This window comes from Helicobacter brantae, from assembly GCF_003364205.1.
GTDB lineage: Bacteria > Campylobacterota > Campylobacteria > Campylobacterales > Helicobacteraceae > Helicobacter_G > Helicobacter_G brantae.
In genome coordinates this window covers 1-19,966 of the sequence record NZ_NXLV01000014.1, presented here as the reverse complement: position 1 = coordinate 19,966, position 19,966 = coordinate 1, and the positions used below count along the sequence as shown (strand labels likewise).

The 19,966-nt window shown below is 39.5% G+C and carries 16 protein-coding genes; 8 read left to right on the top strand and 8 right to left on the bottom strand.

Going from position 1 to position 19,966, the window contains the following annotated elements; translation table 11 throughout:
* The first annotated feature begins 8 nt into the window (after nt 1-8).
* The 8 genes from rplA (at nt 9) to CQA58_RS06685 (ending at nt 14,567) form a co-directional block, all read left to right on the top strand.
* The gene (rplA, locus tag CQA58_RS06720) at nt 9-713 is read left to right on the top strand and encodes a 50S ribosomal protein L1 (protein WP_115569956.1); all 705 of its coding nucleotides are present in this window, start codon (nt 9-11) and stop codon (nt 711-713) included.
* An 87-nt stretch (nt 714-800) separates the two neighbouring features.
* Entirely contained in the window at nt 801-1,283 is a 483-nt protein-coding gene (rplJ, locus tag CQA58_RS06715; protein WP_115569955.1) for a 50S ribosomal protein L10, read from the top strand.
* 18 nt (nt 1,284-1,301) lie between these two features.
* Nucleotides 1,302-1,682: a 50S ribosomal protein L7/L12 gene (gene rplL, locus CQA58_RS06710; protein WP_115569954.1), complete on the top strand. Its 381-nt coding sequence runs from the start codon at nt 1,302-1,304 to the stop codon at nt 1,680-1,682.
* Between the two features lie 147 nt (nt 1,683-1,829).
* Nucleotides 1,830-10,481, top strand: a complete 8,652-nt coding sequence (locus CQA58_RS06705; protein WP_425454672.1) for a DNA-directed RNA polymerase subunit beta/beta' — start codon at nt 1,830-1,832, stop codon at nt 10,479-10,481.
* A gap of 98 nt (nt 10,482-10,579) precedes the next feature.
* On the top strand, nt 10,580-10,966 hold the full coding sequence (rpsL, locus tag CQA58_RS06700) for a 30S ribosomal protein S12 (protein WP_115569953.1): 387 nt from the start codon (nt 10,580-10,582) through the stop codon (nt 10,964-10,966).
* 16 nt (nt 10,967-10,982) lie between these two features.
* Nucleotides 10,983-11,450: a 30S ribosomal protein S7 gene (gene rpsG, locus CQA58_RS06695; protein ID WP_104724704.1), complete on the top strand. Its 468-nt coding sequence runs from the start codon at nt 10,983-10,985 to the stop codon at nt 11,448-11,450.
* Between the two features lie 58 nt (nt 11,451-11,508).
* Nucleotides 11,509-13,587, top strand: a complete 2,079-nt coding sequence (gene fusA / locus CQA58_RS06690) for an elongation factor G (protein ID WP_115569952.1) — start codon at nt 11,509-11,511, stop codon at nt 13,585-13,587.
* A 125-nt stretch (nt 13,588-13,712) separates the two neighbouring features.
* A complete protein-coding gene (locus CQA58_RS06685) occupies nt 13,713-14,567 on the top strand; it encodes a hypothetical protein (protein ID WP_115569951.1) in 855 nt (284 codons plus the stop codon).
* Between the two features lie 8 nt (nt 14,568-14,575).
* Here the strand turns inward: CQA58_RS06685 and CQA58_RS06680 are convergent, their stop codons facing one another.
* From CQA58_RS06680 to CQA58_RS06650, 8 genes are all read right to left on the bottom strand, one after another.
* Nucleotides 14,576-16,114, bottom strand: coding sequence for a class I SAM-dependent methyltransferase (locus CQA58_RS06680; RefSeq protein ID WP_115569950.1), 1,539 nt, complete (start codon nt 16,112-16,114; stop codon nt 14,576-14,578).
* A 36-nt stretch (nt 16,115-16,150) separates the two neighbouring features.
* Entirely contained in the window at nt 16,151-16,324 is a 174-nt protein-coding gene (locus CQA58_RS08260) for a hypothetical protein (protein ID WP_170126762.1), read from the bottom strand.
* Nucleotides 16,321-17,148 (bottom strand): TIGR00282 family metallophosphoesterase, encoded by an 828-nt coding sequence (locus CQA58_RS06675; protein WP_115569982.1) that lies wholly within the window; start codon nt 17,146-17,148, stop codon nt 16,321-16,323. The genes CQA58_RS08260 and CQA58_RS06675 overlap by 4 nt, the downstream gene beginning before the upstream one ends.
* Nucleotides 17,149-17,188: 40 nt before the next feature.
* Nucleotides 17,189-17,578, bottom strand: a complete 390-nt coding sequence (gene rpsI, locus CQA58_RS06670; RefSeq protein ID WP_115569949.1) for a 30S ribosomal protein S9 — start codon at nt 17,576-17,578, stop codon at nt 17,189-17,191.
* Nucleotides 17,579-17,588: 10 nt separating this feature from the next.
* Nucleotides 17,589-18,014, bottom strand: coding sequence for a 50S ribosomal protein L13 (gene rplM, locus CQA58_RS06665; protein ID WP_115569948.1), 426 nt, complete (start codon nt 18,012-18,014; stop codon nt 17,589-17,591).
* Nucleotides 18,015-18,095: 81 nt separating this feature from the next.
* Nucleotides 18,096-18,578: a hypothetical protein gene (locus CQA58_RS06660; protein ID WP_115569947.1), complete on the bottom strand. Its 483-nt coding sequence runs from the start codon at nt 18,576-18,578 to the stop codon at nt 18,096-18,098.
* The gene (gene argB / locus CQA58_RS06655; protein WP_115569946.1) at nt 18,572-19,420 is read right to left on the bottom strand and encodes an acetylglutamate kinase; all 849 of its coding nucleotides are present in this window, start codon (nt 19,418-19,420) and stop codon (nt 18,572-18,574) included. Before argB ends, CQA58_RS06660 begins: the two co-directional genes overlap by 7 nt.
* Nucleotides 19,421-19,550: 130 nt before the next feature.
* On the bottom strand, nt 19,551-19,966 hold a 416-nt coding region (locus tag CQA58_RS06650; protein ID WP_115569945.1), incomplete at its 5' end, for an autotransporter outer membrane beta-barrel domain-containing protein.

Genomic DNA, 19,966 nt, shown 5'->3' with positions numbered 1-19,966 from the left:
AGGAAGCTATGGCAAAGAAAGTATCAAAAAGATTACAAAACCTTGCAGGTAAGGTTGATGCAAGCAAGGTTTATGATGTAGAAAGTGGTGTAGCGACTCTAAAAACTTTGGCTTCAACAAAATTTGATGAAACCGTTGAAATTGCATTAAGACTTGGTGTTGATCCACGACACGCTGATCAAATGATCCGTGGTGCAGTTGTATTGCCTCATGGGACAGGAAGAACTGTGAGAGTAGCAGTATTTGCTAAAGGTATCAAAGCTGATGAAGCAAGAAGTGCAGGAGCTGATATCGTAGGTGATGAGGATTTGGCAGAAGAGATCAAAAATGGAAATACCAATTTTGATATGGTTATTGCTACTCCTGATATGATGGCTTTAGTTGGAAAAGTTGGAAGAATTCTTGGGCCAAAAGGTTTGATGCCAAACCCTAAGACTGGAACTGTAACTATGGATATCCAAAAAGCAGTAAGCAATGCCAAGAGCGGACAAGTGAATTTCCGTGTCGATAAAAAAGGAAATATTCACGCTCCTATTGGTAAAGCAAGTTTTGATGTTGAGAAAATTAAAGAGAATATGCTAGAATTCGTCAGAGCTGTTAATCGATTGAAACCTGCAAGTGCAAAAGGAAAATATATCCGCAATAGTGCCTTGTCTTTGACAATGAGTCCAGCTGTGAGAATTGATTCTCAAGAACTATTGGAAGTAAAGTAACCCTTTCTTCCGTTTTATCTTAGACTAAGACTATTGGTGCCTAAGGCTTAATTCCCAATATATGTTTAAGTCTGAAAGGAGAAGAAGATGACCAAACAAGAAAAAGTTGAAATAGTTGAGTTTCTAAAAGCTGAATTCTCTAATTCTTCTGCAATTGTTGTTTGTGATTACAAGGGTATCAAGACTAAACAACTTGAAGACTTGAGAAACAAGTCAAGAGATTTGAATGTCAAAGTTCAAGTAATCAAGAACAAACTTGCAAAGATTGCGATGAATGAAGCTGGATTACCTGAAAATCAGCTAAAAGATACAAATATCTTTATTTGGGGTGAAGATCAAATTGCTCTCTCAAAAGTCGTTTGCAAGTTTGCACAAGATAGCAAAGAGAACTTCTCTCTCAAGTTTGGATATTTTGATAAAGAACTTGTTGATGTAAATCACATCGAAGCGATTTCTAAATTGCCAAGCAAAGATGAGCTTATTGGTATGTTGTTGTCTGTATGGACTGCACCTGCTCGATATTTTGTCACTGGGCTTGATAATCTTAGAAAACAAAAAGAAGAACAATAAAACCATAAGGAGTAAAAAATGGCAATTACAAAAGAAGATGTATTAGAGTATATTGGTAGTCTTTCTGTTCTTGAGCTCTCTGAGCTTGTGAAAGAATTTGAAGAGAAGTTTGGTGTATCTGCTGCACCTACTGTTGTAGCAGGAGCTGGAGCTGTTGCTGGTGGAGCTGCTGGTGGAGCTGAAGAAAAAACTGAGTTCAATGTCGTGCTTGTTGATGGTGGTGCAAACAAAATCAACGCAATCAAAGCTGTAAGAGAGCTTACAGGTCTTGGACTCAAAGAAGCTAAAGAAGCAGTAGAGCAAACACCTTACACAATCAAAGAAGGTGCAAGCAAAGATGATGCTGAAGCAATGAAAAAGAAACTTGAAGAAGCTGGTGCAAAAGTAGAAATCAAGTAACTTTTGATTACAAAAAGCCCAAAAATGCCCCTAGAAAAGTCTAGGGGCATTTTGTATTTATAAAAATAAGTCTCTAAATAAGGTTCTTTTAGGGACTTTATTTAGAGTGCTTAGTGACTCTTTCAAATCCATATCTGAGGACAGAAAATGCCAATGAAAAATGACTTAAAAAGCAGACTACGCGTTGATTTCACAAAACACCCACAGAATTTAGATGTTCCCAATTTGCTTCTCCTACAAAGAGATAGTTATGATTCTTTTCTTTCCACTGATGGTCGGACAGATAGTGGTATTGAGAAAGTTTTTCGATCTATTTTTCCTATCCAAGATGCACAAAATCGTGTAACTTTGGAGTATATGGGATGTGAGTTTGGCAAACCTAAATATACTGCCACTGAAGCAATGGTAAGAGGAATTACTTATTCTATCCCACTCAAAATCAAAGTGCGACTTGTGCTTTGGGATAAAGATGAGAAGACAGGAGAGAAAATTGGAGTTAAAGATATCAAAGAGCAAAGTATCTTTATCCGTGAAATCCCCCTGATGACAGATCGCACATCTTTTATCATTAATGGTGTTGAGAGAGTTGTGGTTAATCAACTCTATCGAAGCCCCGGTGTGATTTTCAAAGAAGAAGAATCTTCAACTGCTTCAAACAAACTTATCTATACAGGACAAATCATTCCTGATCGCGGTTCTTGGTTGTATTTTGAATATGATGCCAAAGACACACTTTATGCAAGAATCAACAAGAGAAGAAAAGTTCCTGTAACTATTATCTTCCGTGCTATGGGATATAGCAAACAAGACATTTTGCAAATGTTTTACTCAAATCTTACAATCAAGCAAAAAGGCGATAAATACCTCACACGCTTTGATCCTGCAAACTTTGATGGGCGTTTGGAGTTTGATCTCAAAGATGAGAGTGGAAAGGTTATCCTTCAAGCCAATAAGCGTCTAAGTGTAAAAAAAGCAAAACAACTTCAAGATGAGGGATTAGAGTGGATTGAATATCCGACAGAAATCTTGCTTAATCGCTGTTTGGCACAATCTATTATTGATGAGGAGAGTGGAGAAGTAGTCTTTGATACTCTCACTCAGCTAGATGAGGCAAAGCTTAAAAGAATGCAAGAGCTTAATGTCAAAGAATTCCAAATCGCTAATGATTTGGCAAGTGGTTCTGATCGCTCTATTATCAACTCTTTCTCTGCAGATGCAGAATCTCTCAAACTCCTCAAGCAAACTGAGAAAATTGAAGATGAGAATGATCTAGCAGCAATTAGAGTATATAAAGTGATGCGTCCGGGTGAGCCTGTAACAAAAGAGGTTGCCAAAGCATTTGTTCGCCAACTCTTCTTTGATCCTGAGCGATATGATCTTACAAAAGTGGGAAGAATGAAGATGAATCATAAACTAGGATTGAATGTCCCTGATTATGTAACCGTTCTTACTCATGAAGATATTTTTGAGAGTGTGAAGTATCTCATCAAAGTCAAAAATGGACAAGGGCGAATTGATGATAGAGATCACTTAGGAAACCGAAGAATTAGAGCTATTGGTGAGCTTTTGGCAAATGAATTGCATGTAGGACTTGTCAAAATGCAAAAAGCAATCCGAGATAAACTCACAACAATGAGTGGGCAATTTGACACCATTATGCCTCACGACTTAATCAACTCCAAAATGATTACAAGCACAATTATGGAGTTTTTCACAGGAGGGCAACTCTCTCAATTTATGGATCAAACCAACCCACTCTCAGAAGTTACACACAAAAGAAGACTTTCAGCACTTGGAGAGGGAGGACTTGTCAAAGAGCGTGTAGGATTTGAAGCAAGAGATGTTCATCCAACTCACTATGGAAGAATCTGTCCGATTGAAACTCCAGAGGGTCAAAATATCGGTTTGATTAACACTCTTTCAACTTTCACAAGAGTTAATGATCTAGGATTTATTGAAGCACCTTACAAAAAAGTCAATGCTGGAGTAGTAAGTGATGAGATTGTTTATCTTACAGCCACTCAAGAAGAGGGACTTATCATTGCTCCTGCAAGTACAAAGGTTGATGAAAAAGGACAAATTGTTGAAGATTTGATTGAGGTGCGACAAGATGGAGAGATTATCCTTTGTGAGAAAAACAAAGTTGATCTAATCGACTTAAGCCCAAGAATGCTTGTAGGAGTAGCGGCTTCTTTGATCCCATTCCTAGAGCACGATGATGCCAACAGGGCATTGATGGGTTCAAATATGCAACGCCAAGCTGTGCCATTGCTTAAGCCTGATGCACCAATGGTTGGAACAGGGATTGAGAAAATCATCGCTAGAGATTCTTGGGAAGCAATCAAGGCTACAAGAGCAGGTGTGGTAGAGAGAATTGATGCAAGGAATATCTATGTTTTGGGTGAAGATGAGAGTGGAGCATTTATCGATCACTATGCACTTCTTAAAAATCTTAGAACCAATCAAAACACTTGCTTCTCTCAACGCCCAATCGTCAAGGTAGGAGATAGAGTAGAAGTAGGGCAAATCATTGCTGATGGTCCAAGTATGGATAAAGGAGAGCTTGCATTGGGACAAAATATGCGAGTTGCCTTTATGCCTTGGAATGGATACAACTTTGAGGATGCTATCGTTGTCAATGAGCGAGTTGTCAAAGATGACGCTTTCACTTCAATTCATATCTATGAGAAAGAGATTGAAGCACGAGAGCTTAAACACGGAGCAGAGGAAATCACAGCAGATATCCCAGGGGTGAGAGAAGAAGAAATCGCTCATCTTGATAGCAGTGGTATTGTAAAGATTGGAACTTATGTAAGTTCAGGAATGATTCTTGTAGGGAAAGTTTCTCCCAAAGGTGAGGTTAAACCAACTCCTGAAGAGCGACTATTGAGAGCCATTTTTGGAGAAAAGGCAGGACATGTTGTCAATAAATCACTCTATTGTCCTCCATCGCTTGAGGGAACGGTAATTGATGTAAAAATCTTTACCAAAAAAGGATATGAGAAAGATGCAAGAGCAATCAGTGCTTATGAGCAAGAAAAATCTGTGCTTGATATCGATCATCACGACAGATTGACAATGCTCAACAAAGAAGAAATGCTAAGAATCACCACAATTCTCTCCAAAGAAAAGCTTTCAGCCCCTGCTTCAATCAATGGCAAGGATTACAAAAAAGGCGAGGTGATTGCAAAAGAGGATATTTCAAATATCAATCGTTTTGCACTCAATACCCTCATCAAAAGCTACTCTGAAGAGATTCAAGCCCAGTATGAAGCGATCAAAAATAACTTCCTAGAGCAAAAGAAAACTTTGGGAGAGGAGCATGAAGAAAAACTTGCAATCCTAGAGAAAGATGATATTTTGCCAAGTGGAGTAGTCAAGCTTGTAAAAATCTACATTGCCACAAAGCGAAAGCTCAAAGTCGGAGACAAAATGGCAGGACGCCACGGAAACAAAGGTATTGTCTCAAATATCGTTCCAAGCGTAGATATGCCTTATACGATTGATGGAGAGTCTGTAGATATTGTGCTTAATCCTCTAGGAGTTCCTAGCCGTATGAATATCGGACAGATTTTGGAGGTGCATCTAGGACTTGTAGGTAAAAATCTAGGACTTCAAATCAATGAAATGATGCACAATCAGACTCAAGAGTGGCTCTCTTCTATCCGAGAGAAAATGATTGAGATTATTGATTTGGTGACTCCAAAGAGCTTGGAGGGCAAAAAATGGGCATTGTCTTTGAGTGATGAGCAATTGCTTTCTTATGCCAAAGATTGGAGCAAGGGAGTGAAGTTTGCAATCCCTGTATTTGAGGGAATTGAGCAAGAGAAGTTTAATCAACTCTTTGATATGGCACAAATCAGTCTTGATGGAAAAACTGAGCTTTATGATGGAAAGACAGGAGAGAAAATCAAAGAGCGAGTGAATGTAGGATATATGTATATGCTCAAACTCCACCACCTAGTTGATGAAAAAGTCCATGCAAGAAGCACAGGACCTTACTCACTTGTAACCCAACAGCCTGTGGGAGGAAAAGCACTCTTTGGAGGACAAAGATTTGGAGAGATGGAAGTGTGGGCATTGGAAGCTTATGGAGCAGCTCATACCCTCAAAGAAATGCTTACAATCAAATCTGATGATACAGAGGGAAGAGTTAAGGCCTATAAAGCGATTACAAGAGGAGAAACAGTAGGAGAGTCAGAAATCCCTGAGACTTTCTATGTCCTCTCAAAAGAGCTTCAATCTCTTGGACTTGATGTAAGTGTTTATAGCAATGATAGAGATGAGGATGGCAATCCAAAATTGCTTACAATCAAAGAAGATGATCGTCCAAAAGACTTCAATGCATTCCAGCTCAACCTTGCAAGTCCTGAGAAAATCCTTTCTTGGAGTCATGGAGAGGTTAAAAAGCCTGAAACTATCAACTATCGCACACTCAAGCCTGAGCGTGATGGACTTTTCTGTACCAAAATCTTTGGACCTGTAAGAGATTATGAGTGCTTGTGTGGTAAATATAAGAAAATGCGATACAAAGGGATTGTTTGTGAGAAGTGTGGAGTAGAGGTTACAAGTGCCAAAGTTAGACGCTCTAGAATGGGGCATATTGAGCTTGTAAGCCCTGTGGCTCACATCTGGTATGTTAGCTCACTTCCAAGCCGTATTGGAACACTCCTAGGAGTAAAAGTCAAAGACTTAGAGCGTGTGCTTTATTATGAGGCTTATATTGTCAAAGAAGCAGGTGAGGCATATTATGATAATGAGAAGACAAAGCCTGTAATGAAGTATGATGTGCTTAATGAAGAGCAATTTCAAAGCATTAATCAACGCTTTGAAATGACAGGATTTGTCGCTCAAATGGGAGGAGAAGCAGTCAAAGAATTGCTAGAGGGATTAGATCTAGTTTCTCTTCTTGCTTCGCTCAAAGAAGAGGTAAAAAACACCAATTCAGAAGCCAAGAAAAAAACAATCATCAAACGCCTCAAAGTCGTAGAAAGCTTTGTGGCTTCAGGGAATCGCCCTGAGTGGATGATGCTCACTGTGCTTCCTGTGCTTCCACCAGATCTTAGACCTCTTGTCGCACTCGATGGTGGGAAGTTTGCAGTCAGTGATGTCAATGACTTGTATAGAAAAGTAATCAACAGAAATCAACGACTTAAGCGTCTAATGGAGCTTGATGCACCTGAAATCATTATCAGAAACGAAAAAAGAATGCTTCAAGAAGCAGTTGATGCTCTCTTTGATAATGGAAGAAATGCAAATGCAGTCAAAGGTGCAAACAAACGCCCACTTAAATCACTTTCTGAAATCATCAAAGGAAAGCAAGGACGATTTAGACAAAACCTTCTTGGAAAACGTGTGGATTTCTCAGGAAGAAGTGTTATTGTCGTGGGGCCAAACCTCAGAATGGATCAGTGTGGATTGCCAAAAAATATGGCACTTGAGCTTTTCAAACCTCACCTTCTCTCCAAACTTGAGGAGAAAGGCTATGCCACAACACTAAAACAGGCTAAAAAAATCATTGAGCAAAAGAGCAATGAGGTTTGGGAATGTTTGCAAGAAGTGGTTGAGGGTTATCCTGTATTGCTTAACCGTGCTCCAACACTCCATAAGCAATCAATCCAAGCTTTCCACCCCAAACTCATTGATGGAAAAGCTATTCAGCTTCACCCACTTGTATGTTCAGCATTCAACGCTGACTTTGATGGGGATCAAATGGCAGTTCATGTGCCACTCTCACAAGAGGCAATCACAGAGTGTAAGGTATTGATGCTAAGTTCGATGAATATCTTGCTCCCTGCAAGTGGAAAGGCCGTAGCTGTGCCTAGCCAAGATATGGTTTTGGGACTTTATTATCTTTCACTTGGAAGAGATGGAAGCAAAGGAGAGCATAAGCTTTTTGGAAGCATTGATGAGATTATGACAGCTATTGAGCTAGATGAGCTTGATATCAATGCCAAAATCCGAGTCTCTTATGAGAGAAAAATCATTCACACCACAGCAGGTAGAATGATTTTGCGTTCAGTCTTGCCTGACTTTGTGCCTACTCACTTGTGGAATAAGGTGATGAAGAAGAAAGACATTGGAACATTGATTGATTATGTGTATAAAGTCGGAGGAATTGGGATTTCAGCAAGTTTCCTAGATAGTCTTAAAGACTTAGGATTTAAGTATGCAACCAAAGCAGGGGTTTCAATCTCAGCAGCAGACATTATCGTGCCTGAAAACAAGCAAAAAGTGATTGAAAGTGCCAAAGCCAAAGTAAAAGAAATCCAAAGCCAATTTGAATCAGGACTTCTCACAGAGCAAGAGCGATACAACAAGATTATTGATATTTGGACAGAAACCAACAATAATATGAGTAAAGAGATGATGAAGCTTGTAGAGAGTGATAAAGATGGATTTAACTCTATCTATATGATGGCAGACTCAGGTGCTAGAGGAAGTGCAGCACAAATCCGTCAGCTCTCTGCAATGCGTGGTTTGATGGCAAAACCTGATGGGACAATTATTGAAACTCCAATCGTTTCAAACTTCAAAGAGGGATTGAATGTTCTTGAATACTTTACTTCAACGCATGGAGCAAGAAAAGGTCTAGCAGATACTGCTCTTAAAACAGCAAACGCAGGATATTTGACAAGAAAGCTCATTGATGTTTCTCAAAATGTCAAGGTTGTTACAGATGATTGTGGCACACACGAGGGTGTAGAGATTACAGATATTACCGTGGGTAGTGAGATGATTGAGCCAATGGAGGAGAGAATCTTTGGGCGTGTTCTAGCTCGTGATGCAATCGATCCAATCACCAATGAAATCCTTGTGAATGAGGGCACAATGATTGATGAGGAAATGGCACAAAAGATTAAAGAAGCAGGATTGAAGTCAGTGGTGATCCGAACTCCTGTAACTTGTAAGGCTCAAAAAGGGATTTGTGCTAAGTGCTATGGACTAAATCTTGGTGAAGGAAAAATGGTAAAACCTGGAGAGGCCGTAGGTGTGCTTGCAGCTCAATCTATCGGAGAGCCAGGAACTCAGCTCACACTTAGAACTTTCCACGTGGGTGGAACAGCTTCAAGAAGTGCAGAAGAGCGACAAATTGTTGCAAACAAAGAAGGATTTATCCGCTACTACAATATTAAAACCTTCAAAAACAAAGAAGGTAAAAATATCATCGCCAACAGAAGAAATGCAGCGATTTTGGTAGTAGAGCCAAAAATCCGTGCTCCATTTGATGGTAAGGTAAGCGTAGAAACAGCTCACGATGAGATGATTGTAACCCTTGTTTCTAAAAAAGGTGAAGCAAAATTCAATCTAAGAAAAGATGATGTCGCCAAAGCAAATGAGTTGGCAGGAATCAGTGGAAAAATTGAAGGGAAAATCTTCTTGCCTTATGAGAATAATACAAGCGTGAAGCAAGGAGAGAGTATCGTAGATATCATCAAAGATGGTTGGAATGTGCCCAATCGTATCCCTTATGGAAGTGAGCTAGTGATAGCAGACAACACATCTATCCCACAAACTATTAGCTCTCAAGCTAATGGGGTTGTGAAGTATTATACGCTTGAAGTGGATACTTTGCAAAAAGCAGAGGGAATCAAAGCCAATGCAACAATCAAAAATGAAGGGTTGTTTGCTGTGGTTGTAGATGAGAATGATCGTGAAGCTTATCGCTACTACATTGCAAAAGGCTCTAAAGTGCTTATCGGAGAGGGCGAGAGCGTAGCAAGTGGAGGCGTTATTGCACAACCTGCAAATGCAGAGCAATTCATCGTGGCAAATTGGGATCCATATACAACTCCTGTGATTGCTGAGATTGCAGGTAGAGTGGTTTATGAGGACATTATCCCTGGATTGACTGTGGCAGAGCAGATTGATGAAACCACAGGGCAAACTTCACTTGTAGTCAATGAATATTTCTCAAGCAACTACAAACCTGCTATCGTGATTGAAGCAGAAGATGGAAGCAAAGCCACTTATCGCCTAGAGCCAAAGACTTCAATTATGGTTTCAGATGAGATTAAAGTGGGTGTAGCAGATATTATTGCTAAGACTCCTAAAGCTCTTGCAAAATCAAGAGATATTACAGGAGGTCTTCCAAGAGTATCTGAACTCTTTGAGGCAAGAAAGCCAAAAGATATGGCAATCCTCTCTGAGCTTGATGGAATCGTAACATTTGGAAAACCTGTAAGAGGCAAAGAAAAGCTTATCGTTACAAGTGAAGATGGAAGAGTATGTGAGTATTTGGTGGATAAAAACAAGAGAATTTTGGTGCATCAAAATGAATTTATCCACGCAGGTGAGGCGATGACTGATGGTGTAGTCAGTAGCCACGATATTCTAAGAATTAGTGGCGAAAAAGAGCTACACAAATACATCATCAGTGAAGTTCAGCAAGTTTATCGCCGACAAGGGGTAAATATTGCAGATAAGCATATTGAGATTATTGTCTCTCAAATGCTTAGACAAGTCAAAATCGTGGATAGTGGAGATACCAAATTCATTGAGGGTGATTTGGTAAGTAAGCGACACTTCAAAGAAGAAAATGAGAGAATCCAAAGACTAGGTGGTGCTCCAGCGATTGCTGAACCTGTGCTTCTAGGAATCACAAGGGCAGCAGTAGGAAGTGATAGTATCATCTCTGCTGCTTCATTCCAAGAGACAACAAAGGTTCTCACAGAAGCATCAATCGCGGCCAAAACCGATCACTTAGAGGATCTCAAAGAAAATGTCGTTCTAGGAAGAATGATTCCTGTGGGAACTGGACTCTATAAAGATAGCAAGTTCAAATTCCATATCAGCTAAATATATGGGAAATTTCCCATATATAAGGTAAAAACCAAGAAAAAATATTGTAGAATTACAGCATTTTTTCATTTTAAAAAAACATAAGGGAGAAAAAAGTGCCTACGATCAATCAGTTGATTAGAAAAGAAAGAAAGAAAGTCATCAAGAAGACTAAGTCTCCAGCATTGATGGAGTGTCCTCAAAGACGAGGAGTTTGTACTCGTGTTTATACAACAACACCAAAGAAACCAAACTCAGCTTTGAGAAAAGTAGCAAAAGTCAAGCTTACAAGCAAAGTAGAAGTGATTAGCTATATTCCTGGAGAGGGACACAATCTTCAAGAGCACTCAATCGTGCTTGTAAGAGGTGGAAGGGTAAAAGACTTACCGGGTGTTAAGTATCACATTATCCGTGGTGCATTGGATACTGCAGGTGTGGCTAAACGAACTGTTTCAAGAAGTAAGTATGGTGCCAAAAAAGCTAAAGCTGGCGATAAAAAATAATTAGAGAGGTTAGAGAATGAGAAGAAGAAAAGCCCCTGTTAGAGAAGTTTTAGGTGATCCTGTATACAATAACAAGGTTGTAACAAAATTCATCAACAAGATGATGTATGATGGTAAAAAAAGCGTAGCTGAGAAAATCATCTATGCAGCATTCAATAAGATTGAAGAAAAGAGTGGAGAGAAAGGAATTGAGACTTTTGAAAAAGCATTGGAGAAAGTCAAGCCTTTGGTAGAAGTAAGAAGCCGAAGAGTGGGTGGAGCGACTTATCAAGTGCCTGTAGAGGTTCGCCCTGCAAGACAACAATCACTTTCAATCCGCTGGATTTTGGAAGCGACAAGAAAGAGAAATGAGCGAACAATGATTGATCGATTGGCAAATGAGCTAATTGATGCTGCAAATGATCGTGGAGCAGCTTTCAAGAAAAGAGAAGATGTGCATAAAATGGCAGAAGCCAACAAAGCATTTGCTCACTATCGCTGGTAAAACTTTGGCTTTCCTTGTGAAAGCCCTCAACACTACAAAATCACAATAAGGAATCAAAATGGCAAGAAAAACCCCATTAAATCGAATTAGAAATATTGGTATTGCTGCTCATATCGATGCAGGAAAGACAACAACATCTGAGAGAATCCTTTTTTATACAGGTGTAAGCCACAAAATCGGTGAGGTGCATGATGGTGCAGCGACGATGGACTGGATGGAGCAAGAGAAAGAGCGAGGGATTACGATCACTTCTGCTGCTACAACTTGTTTTTGGAAAGATTATCAAATCAACTTGATTGACACTCCTGGACACGTGGATTTTACAATCGAAGTTGAGCGTTCTATGAGAGTTCTTGATGGAGCAGTTGCAGTATTTTGTTCAGTAGGTGGAGTGCAACCTCAAAGCGAAACTGTATGGAGACAAGCCAATAAATATGGTGTGCCAAGAATGGTTTTTGTCAATAAAATGGACAGAATCGGTGCAAACTTCTACAATGTCGAAGAGCAAATCAAAGCAAGGCTCAAAGCCAATCCTGTGCCTATCAATATCCCAATCGGAGCAGAAGATAGTTTCAAGGGAGTAATCGATCTTATCCAAATGAAAGCCATTGTTTGGAATGATGAAACAATGGGTGCAAAATATGATATTGAAGATATTCCTGCAGACTTGTTAGAGAAAGCCAATGAGTATAGAGAGAAGCTTGTAGAAGCAGCAGCAGAGCAAGATGAGGCTTTGATGGAGAAATATCTTGGTGGAGAAGAGCTAAGTGTAGAGGAGATCAAAAAAGGTATCAAAGCAGGGTGCTTGAGTATGAGTCTTATTCCTATGCTTTGTGGATCATCATTCAAAAACAAAGGTGTTCAAACACTTCTTGATGCAGTTATTGACTTCCTCCCAGCTCCAACAGAGGTAGCAGATATCAAAGGAATCGATCCAAAAACTGAGCAAGAAGTTAGCGTAAAATCAGGAGATAATGGAGAGTTTGCAGGACTAGCATTTAAGATTATGACTGACCCATTTGTAGGACAGCTTACATTTGTGCGTGTATATCGAGGAATGTTAGAGAGTGGAAGCTATGTGCTTAACTCTACAAAAGGCAAGAAAGAGAGAGTAGGACGACTTCTCAAAATGCACTCCAATAAGCGAGAGGATATCAAAGATGTATATGCAGGAGAGATTTGTGCATTTGTAGGACTTAAAGATACTCTTACAGGAGATACACTCTGCAGTGAGAAGGATCCTGTAATCCTAGAGAGAATGGAATTCCCTGAGCCTGTAATCCACATTGCAGTTGAGCCAAAAACAAAAGCAGATCAAGAGAAAATGGCTGTTGCACTTGGAAAACTAGCTGAAGAAGATCCTAGCTTTAGAGTAAGCACACAAGAAGAGACAGGACAAACACTTATCGGTGGTATGGGTGAGCTTCACCTAGAAATCATCGTCGATCGTCTTAAGCGTGAGTTTAAAGTAGAGGCAGAGATAGGACAACCTCAAGTTGCATTCCGTGAGACTATCAGAGGATCAGTAGAGCAAGAGTGCAAATATGCTAAGCAATCAGGTGGTAGAGGACAATACGGACACGTATTTATCAAACTAGAGCCAAAAGAGGCAGGAAGTGGATATGAGTTTGTCAATGAAATCTCAGGTGGTGTAATCCCCAAAGAATACATCCCAGCAGTTGATAAAGGGATTCAAGAAGCGATGCAAAATGGTGTGCTTGCAGGATACCCTGTCGTAGATTTCAAAGTAACACTTTTTGATGGAAGTTATCACGATGTAGATAGTTCTGAAATGGCGTTTAAAATTGCAGGTTCTATGGCATTCAAAGATGCGTGTCGCAAAGCTACTCCAGTGCTTCTTGAGCCTATGATGAAAGTAGAAGTAGAAGTGCCTGAAGAGTATATGGGAGATGTGATTGGAGATCTCAATAGAAGAAGAGGACAAATCAACTCAATGGATGATCGAATGGGATTAAAAATTGTCAATGCATTTGTTCCACTTGCAGAGATGTTTGGATACTCTACTGACTTGCGTTCTGCTACTCAAGGGCGTGGAACTTATACAATGGAATTTGATCACTATGGTGAAGTTCCTGCAAATATTGCCAAAGAAATTACAGAAAAGAGAAAGGGTTAATCCCTCTCTTTTCCCTCTCAAAACTTATAAAATCCTAAGCTTATTTTAATTTTTCTATTTTTTGTTTATTATTCTTTTATCTGTCTTTGTTAAATTGTCATATATTTTTAAACAAGGAGAAAAAAATGAGAATACTATCTTTAATCATTGTTTTTATCTTTACTCTCTCTCAAGCTCAAGACATTCAGCTTCCTCAAGATTTGGCTTCTAAGCTTCCTGATGCTTTGAAATACAAACTTGCTCAATACATTGATGAGGAAACTGCAGAGGCGATTAAAAAAGCCAATGAAAATGATGAATTGGGAAATAAAAGTGGTTTTGTGCTTGGAGTGTCTTTGGGACTTAAAAGCTTTGACGCTCAACAAATCATTAGTGGATTTCAAGAGCTTTCAAGCAGAACCCCCTCACTTAATGGTGGAATTGTTTTGGGATATCAATATTTTTTCAACAAATATGTGGGGATTAGACTTACAGGCACTGCAAATGTAGGGACTCAAGCAAGAATCAAGGCTCAAACACTCACACCTGCATATCTAGCAGGGCAAGTGCCATACGACAAGACAAGAGAGGTAGATTTGTATCAATCCTATTTACCTATCCAAGCAGGAGCAGATCTTGTATTTTTGGCTTCAGTGTATGAAAAAGGCAAACACGCCTTTGGTTTGAGTGCAGGGTTTGGGTATGAGGCAGATTGGTATGTTGTGCAAAAAGCTAGTTCTCAATCCACTTTTGACGCCCTCACCAATCTTTTTCAAAAGCCCAATAGTCTTATCACTCAAGGGATATATCCTGAGTTTGGGATTTTCTACTTCTATGGAAGTCATCAGTTTGAGATTGCTTATCGGTTTGCAGAATTTTCTTTTATGGGGAATGAGGGCAAGGATTGGAACTTTGATTTAGGAAATGATCAAATGAGTAATGCCAATACTAAATTCCTCAAAACAAGCTCACTTGTTTTGAGTTATCTCTATCGCTTCTAGACCAAAGGCTAGATGATTTTGAGTGCCTTAAATGTAGGTATCCACTCTTTGATTCTTTGGATTTGAGATTGAAGCTCTTCTTCAATCTCTGCCCCCTCCAATTCTCTTCCATTTTTGCTGATTTTTTCATTTCTTTTTGAAAGCCAATCTTTGACACACTCTAGCCACTTCTCTTCTCCGACTTTGAGATAAGTTGATAAAAAGAGCATTTCAAAGCGATTGAGAGCAAATGCTTCAGCACTTACAGGGCTAATGAGATGATGGATAAAATTGCTACTTTCTAGGGCTTGTTCTAAAATATAGCTATTGAGGGCTTGAGTATGAGGCAAGGCAAGTTCTATGGTCTCTTCATCTTGAGCAAGTTTGATATAGTCTTTGGAGCTTAGAGCGATGAGAGATTCTAAAAGCTCGTGATAATGCACTTCTCTTTTGAGAGATTGCTCCAATGCCTCTTTGATTTGCTCCACCAAAACAGGTTGATTGTCTTTGAGGGCTTTGAGGATAGGGGAGTAAAAATCTTGGTTGAGATTGAGTGCTCCTCTGCGAGTATTGAGCGTGTAATCCACTTTGCTAAAAGGCACAATCATCACTACTCTAAGTTTGAGAAGTTCTTTGAGGCTTTGCCAAGTGTTGAGCTTGATTGCACCCTTTACCCAATAATCACTCCTAAAGCTTGTAGCAAACATCAAATCTTTGAGCATTTCATAGATGATTTTTGAGTGAGAAACTTTGGAGAGAATATTGCGTTCTTGCTCAGAGAGTTGGATATTGCAGAGATGATCTGAGAAATTTGCATAAGAAGCAAACTCAAGCCTTGCACTTCCTAAATCATTGCTGATTTGTGAGAAATTAAACGCATTTTGAACTTCATTTAAAAGCTCGTGAGCTAGGTAGGTATCGTCCATTTTGGAGAGGGTTTGGAGCATTGAGATACTTTGAGGGTTTTTGATAGCTTCTGTGCTAGGAAGACACATCAATTCATTGATAAACTCCAATCCCTCTCTAGCTCTCTTGGGGCTTGATTTGCCACTTGGAGTAAGAAGAGTAGAGTAGGCATAGAGCAAATCCCTCAAAGGTGCCACAGAAGCCCACCCTGCTTGAGTGTTGTAGCTGATAAGCACGACTCCTCCGACATTGAGTTTTTTTTGGATAAAGGAGAGGATTTGCTCTCTTACTTTGGGAGATACCCAGCTGTAAATCCCATGCAAAGCGATGAAGTCAAAGCTAGGTAAATCTTCCCTCTCTAGCAACTCTTCAAAGGAATCATTGAGGATTGTAAGAGGAGCTTGAGAGATTTTGGAGAGATTTTTGGCAAATGTAGCTTGAGAGGGGTTAAAATCTGTCCCATACCATAGGGCATTTCTAGTGGCTGAATTGAAATTGAGCGTGATTCCTTGCCCAAACCCTAGCTCACACGCTGTGGAGATTGTAGGGGGGAGGAGGTTTTGAGCCAAGAAGCAGAGTTTGATTCTTAGAGGGTTGAGTGTCCCATAGTAGCCATTGGTGTAGTTGATATCTGTAACATAGCCTTGATTCCATTCTTGCATAGCAATTCCTTATAATTTTTCTTCAAATTATAGCTATTATTGGTGTTTTTGTGTGGTTTGTGTTTTTTGGCGTTGTTCTTTATCAATTTGAGCGATTTGATATTGATTGACCCAATACATAATCAAGCAAATCAAAACAATCAAGAAAAAATCAATTTTTCTAAGCTTAAGTCCCTTACAAAAAAAACAAGGCCTCTTTTTCTCTCTCATTCTATCCCTCCAAGATTGACTGCCTCTAGTGGGGGAAGCCAACCTATTGTTTGAATGTATTTGATTTTTTTTGCCTCACTTACTGCCCCCTCACTCATCTCCAAAACGATCATTTGTAAAATCACTTTTTGGCTCTTGGATACCTCAAACTTAGCTCTTGCTAGTCCTGTAAGTCCTCTCTCAATAGGTGCTTCACTCTCCATTCCAATCACACTATCAAACCCCCCACACATTCCTACATCACTCACATAAAAGCTCCCCTTATCAATCAGCAAATCATCTGTCCCTATATGGGTGTGAGTGCCAAAGACTGCTCCTACTTCTCCTTTGAGCATTTCAAAAATCGCTCTTTTCTCACTTGTAGCTTCTGCGTGCATATCTATAATAATATTGCGATATCCCCTCTCTCTTAGTAGCCTTACGCTATCTCTTGCACATACAAAGACATTATCACAATGAGGCATACCAAAATGCCCCATTAGGTTTAGCACTGCGATTTTCTCCCCACACACCTCCCCTGTATATATCCCACTCCCTTCAAGCTCTTTAGAATAGTTATGCGGACGCAAAATCTTCCCTCCCTCTTTGAGGTAGGCAGTGATTTCTTTTTTGTCAAAGCTGTGATTCCCACCTGTGAGGATATCAATCCCAAAAGAATGAAGCAAATTTGCGTGCTCTAGGCTTAGTCCAAAGCCGTGTGAGGCATTTTCTGCATTGGCAATGATAAAATCTAGCTGGTATTGGGTTTTGATTTGGGGGAGTAGGTGTGCTAGAAGCACTCTAGCAGATCGTCCGACAATGTCGCCAATAAGTCCGATTTTCATAAGTATTCCAAAAAGCTCTCCCCAAAAGGGAGAGAGTAGATTATCTCTTGGAGAATTGTGGGCTTCTTCTTGCCTTTCTCTTTCCGTATTTCTTTCTTTCAACCACTCTTGAATCTCTTGTAAGAAGTCCTTTTGGTTTCAAAATCGCACGGAAAGCGATATCATAGGCATTGAGAGCTTTAGAGATACCGTGTCTAAGTGCTTCAGCTTGAGCAGAGTATCCACCACCCAAAGTTACAGCGACAATATCTACGCTTTTTTCTTGTTTTGTGAGAACTAGAGGTTGCATTACTTTCATTTTAATAGCCTCGTGTCCTCCTAGCCAAGTATCAAGACTCTCTCCATTGACGCTAAGTTTTCCACTTCCATTTGTTAGCCAAACTTTAGCGACTGCTGTTTTTCTTTTTCCTGTTGCATAAACTTTTGCCATTCTCTATCCTTTATTTCGCTTTTGTGATTTGTGCTGTGTGAGGGTGTTCGCTTCCTCTATAAACTTTGAGTTTTTTGAGCATTGCACGACCAAGCTTGTTTTTGGGGAGCATTCCACGAACTGCCAAGTGATAAAGCTTCTCAGGGCTTTTCTCTAGCATTTCTTTGAGAGTTTTGCTCTTTGTGCTACCAAAGTATCCAGAGTGAGTGAAGTATTCTTTGTCCTCAAGTTTAAGACCTGAGAATTTCACTTCTGTTGCGTTGATAATCACGACATAATCTCCACAATCAAGATGAGGAGTGAAGCAAGGCTTGTGCTTCCCTCTCAAATAAGTCGCCACTTCTGTAATCAAACGACCAAACACTTTGTCCTTAGCGTCAAGAACAATCCACTTTCGCTCAATTTGAGCTTCTGTTGCAATTTTTGTAATTTCCATTGTTTTGCCTTTTTACAAAATTAAAACACGAACTTTATCCAAAAATACCTTAAACTATGCTTAAATTAAGGAAAAAATAAGCTAGTCTATTGTATTTTCTTCATCAGAAAAATATCTTCTCTCTTGATAATCTAGCAATCTCTTGGTTTCTGTGGGGAGAGTGAATGAGGTTTCATAGCCCTCTTTGATAATCTCAGTAATCTCATCAAGTTTTTGGGGAATCCCCTCAAAGGCATCAAGAATCAAAGAAAACATTTGAATGTTTTGCACGACCATTTCAAGGACTTTGTGTTTGTTTTCTTCAAATAGCTCTTGATTGAGGAAATATTTTCTTGCTTTAAACATTATCCGACGAAATACAATCTTGGGAAGAGGTTTATTGCGAATATGACGAGCAATAATCCTATAAATATTTTTTGTGCTAACCTCTAGTTTGTCTTCCCCTGCGATACATACACATACAGGAAGCAAAGCCATCATTTTATCTGCCTTAGTTCCCAAAGAGCGAGTTTGCCATTTGATAAAAAGATATTCAATCATATTCATATCATATTGTTCTAGCATAATACAATCTCACTTCCCACACCATCGCTTGTAAAAAGCTCTAGCAACAAACTATGCTCTACTCTTCCATCAATGATATGCACTTTTTTGACTCCTGACTCTAAGCAATCCACACAAGAGCGGATTTTGGGAATCATTCCCCCACTAATCACTCCATTTTGTATCAAATCCTCCACTTCACTTGCTTTGATACTCTCCAAAAGCTCTCCATTTTTGCCTAGCACTCCTAGAGTATCAGTGAGGAAGATGACTTTATCGGCTTTGAGGGCTTTAGCTACCTCACAGGCGACAATATCAGCATTGACATTATAGCTTGCTCCACTACTATCTCCACATACAGGAGAAATCACAGGAGTGATCCCTACTTCAAGCAATTTTTCCAAGACTTGAGGGTTGGCACTTTTGATTTCTCCTGTAAGTCCAAATTTTCCACCCTCTTTGCACTTTGCCTCAAAAAGAAGCGAATCTTTCCCACTCATTCCCAAAGCTTGGATTCCATTGAGTGAGAGAAAATAGGCGATTTCTTTGTTTATCTCCCCACTTAGCACCATCTCCACTACTTCCATACATTCTTTGCTTGTAACTCTATGTCCATCGATAAATTCACTCTCTACTCCCATTTGCTCTAGCACACTTGTAATCCTTTTGCCTCCACCATGCACGATAATGGGCTGAATCCCTAGCATATACATCATTGTAATATCTTTGGCAAATTGCTCTCTAAGTCGCGGTTCTATCTGGGCTGAACCCCCATATTTGATGACAATTTTTGAGCCTCTAAAGGACTTGATGAAAGGCAGGGCGTCAAGCAAGATTTCTGCTCTTTGGAAGTGATTGTGCATACAAAACCTCTGTATTGATGAAATAAAAGAAATTATATAAAAACTCAAAGAAAATACAAAAAGAGTTTTTGGATTTTAGATGAAGTATTTTACCCCCTATTTCCCACCCCCTTTATTTAAGCATTAAGCCTTATTCTCCTGCTTCTTGAGTTTGCTCTTCACCCTTTGCTTTCTCTTCCCCCTCTTTCTCTTCCCCTTCAATCTTTAGTGGTGCTTTGTAATCAGCTTTTTCAAGGATTGGGCTATATCCATCACTCTCTCCAAAGCTATATCTCACTCCTACATTCACTTGATAATCAGTATTGATTTTCCCTGCAAAGCTTTTCTCAAAGTCAAAGTAGATTCTAGTATTGTCTTTGATAGACATATTAGTCCCTACATTCATCACTACTCTTCCATCAGAGCTAATATCACTTAGCTCATTGCTTTGGATTCCATCATTTGTAGTCATTGTGATACTTCCCCCACTCACATAATCATACTCATAGAATGCTCCTACATAAAGTGAGGCATTGAAAGTATCTTTTTGAGTAAATTTCTTAAAGT

What these genes read in the sequence shown, in the direction of transcription:
- rplA (WP_115569956.1), top strand. Translation starts at nt 9, where the DNA reads ATGGCAAAGAAAGTATCAAAAAGATTACAAAACCTTGCAGGTAAGGTT.
- rplJ (WP_115569955.1), top strand. Translation starts at nt 801, where the DNA reads ATGACCAAACAAGAAAAAGTTGAAATAGTTGAGTTTCTAAAAGCTGAA.
- rplL (WP_115569954.1), top strand. Translation starts at nt 1,302, where the DNA reads ATGGCAATTACAAAAGAAGATGTATTAGAGTATATTGGTAGTCTTTCT.
- CQA58_RS06705 (WP_425454672.1), top strand. Translation starts at nt 1,830, where the DNA reads ATGCCAATGAAAAATGACTTAAAAAGCAGACTACGCGTTGATTTCACA.
- rpsG (WP_104724704.1), top strand. Translation starts at nt 10,983, where the DNA reads ATGAGAAGAAGAAAAGCCCCTGTTAGAGAAGTTTTAGGTGATCCTGTA.
- fusA (WP_115569952.1), top strand. Translation starts at nt 11,509, where the DNA reads ATGGCAAGAAAAACCCCATTAAATCGAATTAGAAATATTGGTATTGCT.
- CQA58_RS06685 (WP_115569951.1), top strand. Translation starts at nt 13,713, where the DNA reads ATGAGAATACTATCTTTAATCATTGTTTTTATCTTTACTCTCTCTCAA.
- CQA58_RS06680 (WP_115569950.1), bottom strand. Translation starts at nt 16,114, where the DNA reads ATGCAAGAATGGAATCAAGGCTATGTTACAGATATCAACTACACCAAT.
- CQA58_RS08260 (WP_170126762.1), bottom strand. Translation starts at nt 16,324, where the DNA reads ATGAGAGAGAAAAAGAGGCCTTGTTTTTTTTGTAAGGGACTTAAGCTT.
- CQA58_RS06675 (WP_115569982.1), bottom strand. Translation starts at nt 17,148, where the DNA reads ATGAAAATCGGACTTATTGGCGACATTGTCGGACGATCTGCTAGAGTG.
- rpsI (WP_115569949.1), bottom strand. Translation starts at nt 17,578, where the DNA reads ATGGCAAAAGTTTATGCAACAGGAAAAAGAAAAACAGCAGTCGCTAAA.
- rplM (WP_115569948.1), bottom strand. Translation starts at nt 18,014, where the DNA reads ATGGAAATTACAAAAATTGCAACAGAAGCTCAAATTGAGCGAAAGTGG.
- CQA58_RS06660 (WP_115569947.1), bottom strand. Translation starts at nt 18,578, where the DNA reads ATGCTAGAACAATATGATATGAATATGATTGAATATCTTTTTATCAAA.
- argB (WP_115569946.1), bottom strand. Translation starts at nt 19,420, where the DNA reads ATGCACAATCACTTCCAAAGAGCAGAAATCTTGCTTGACGCCCTGCCT.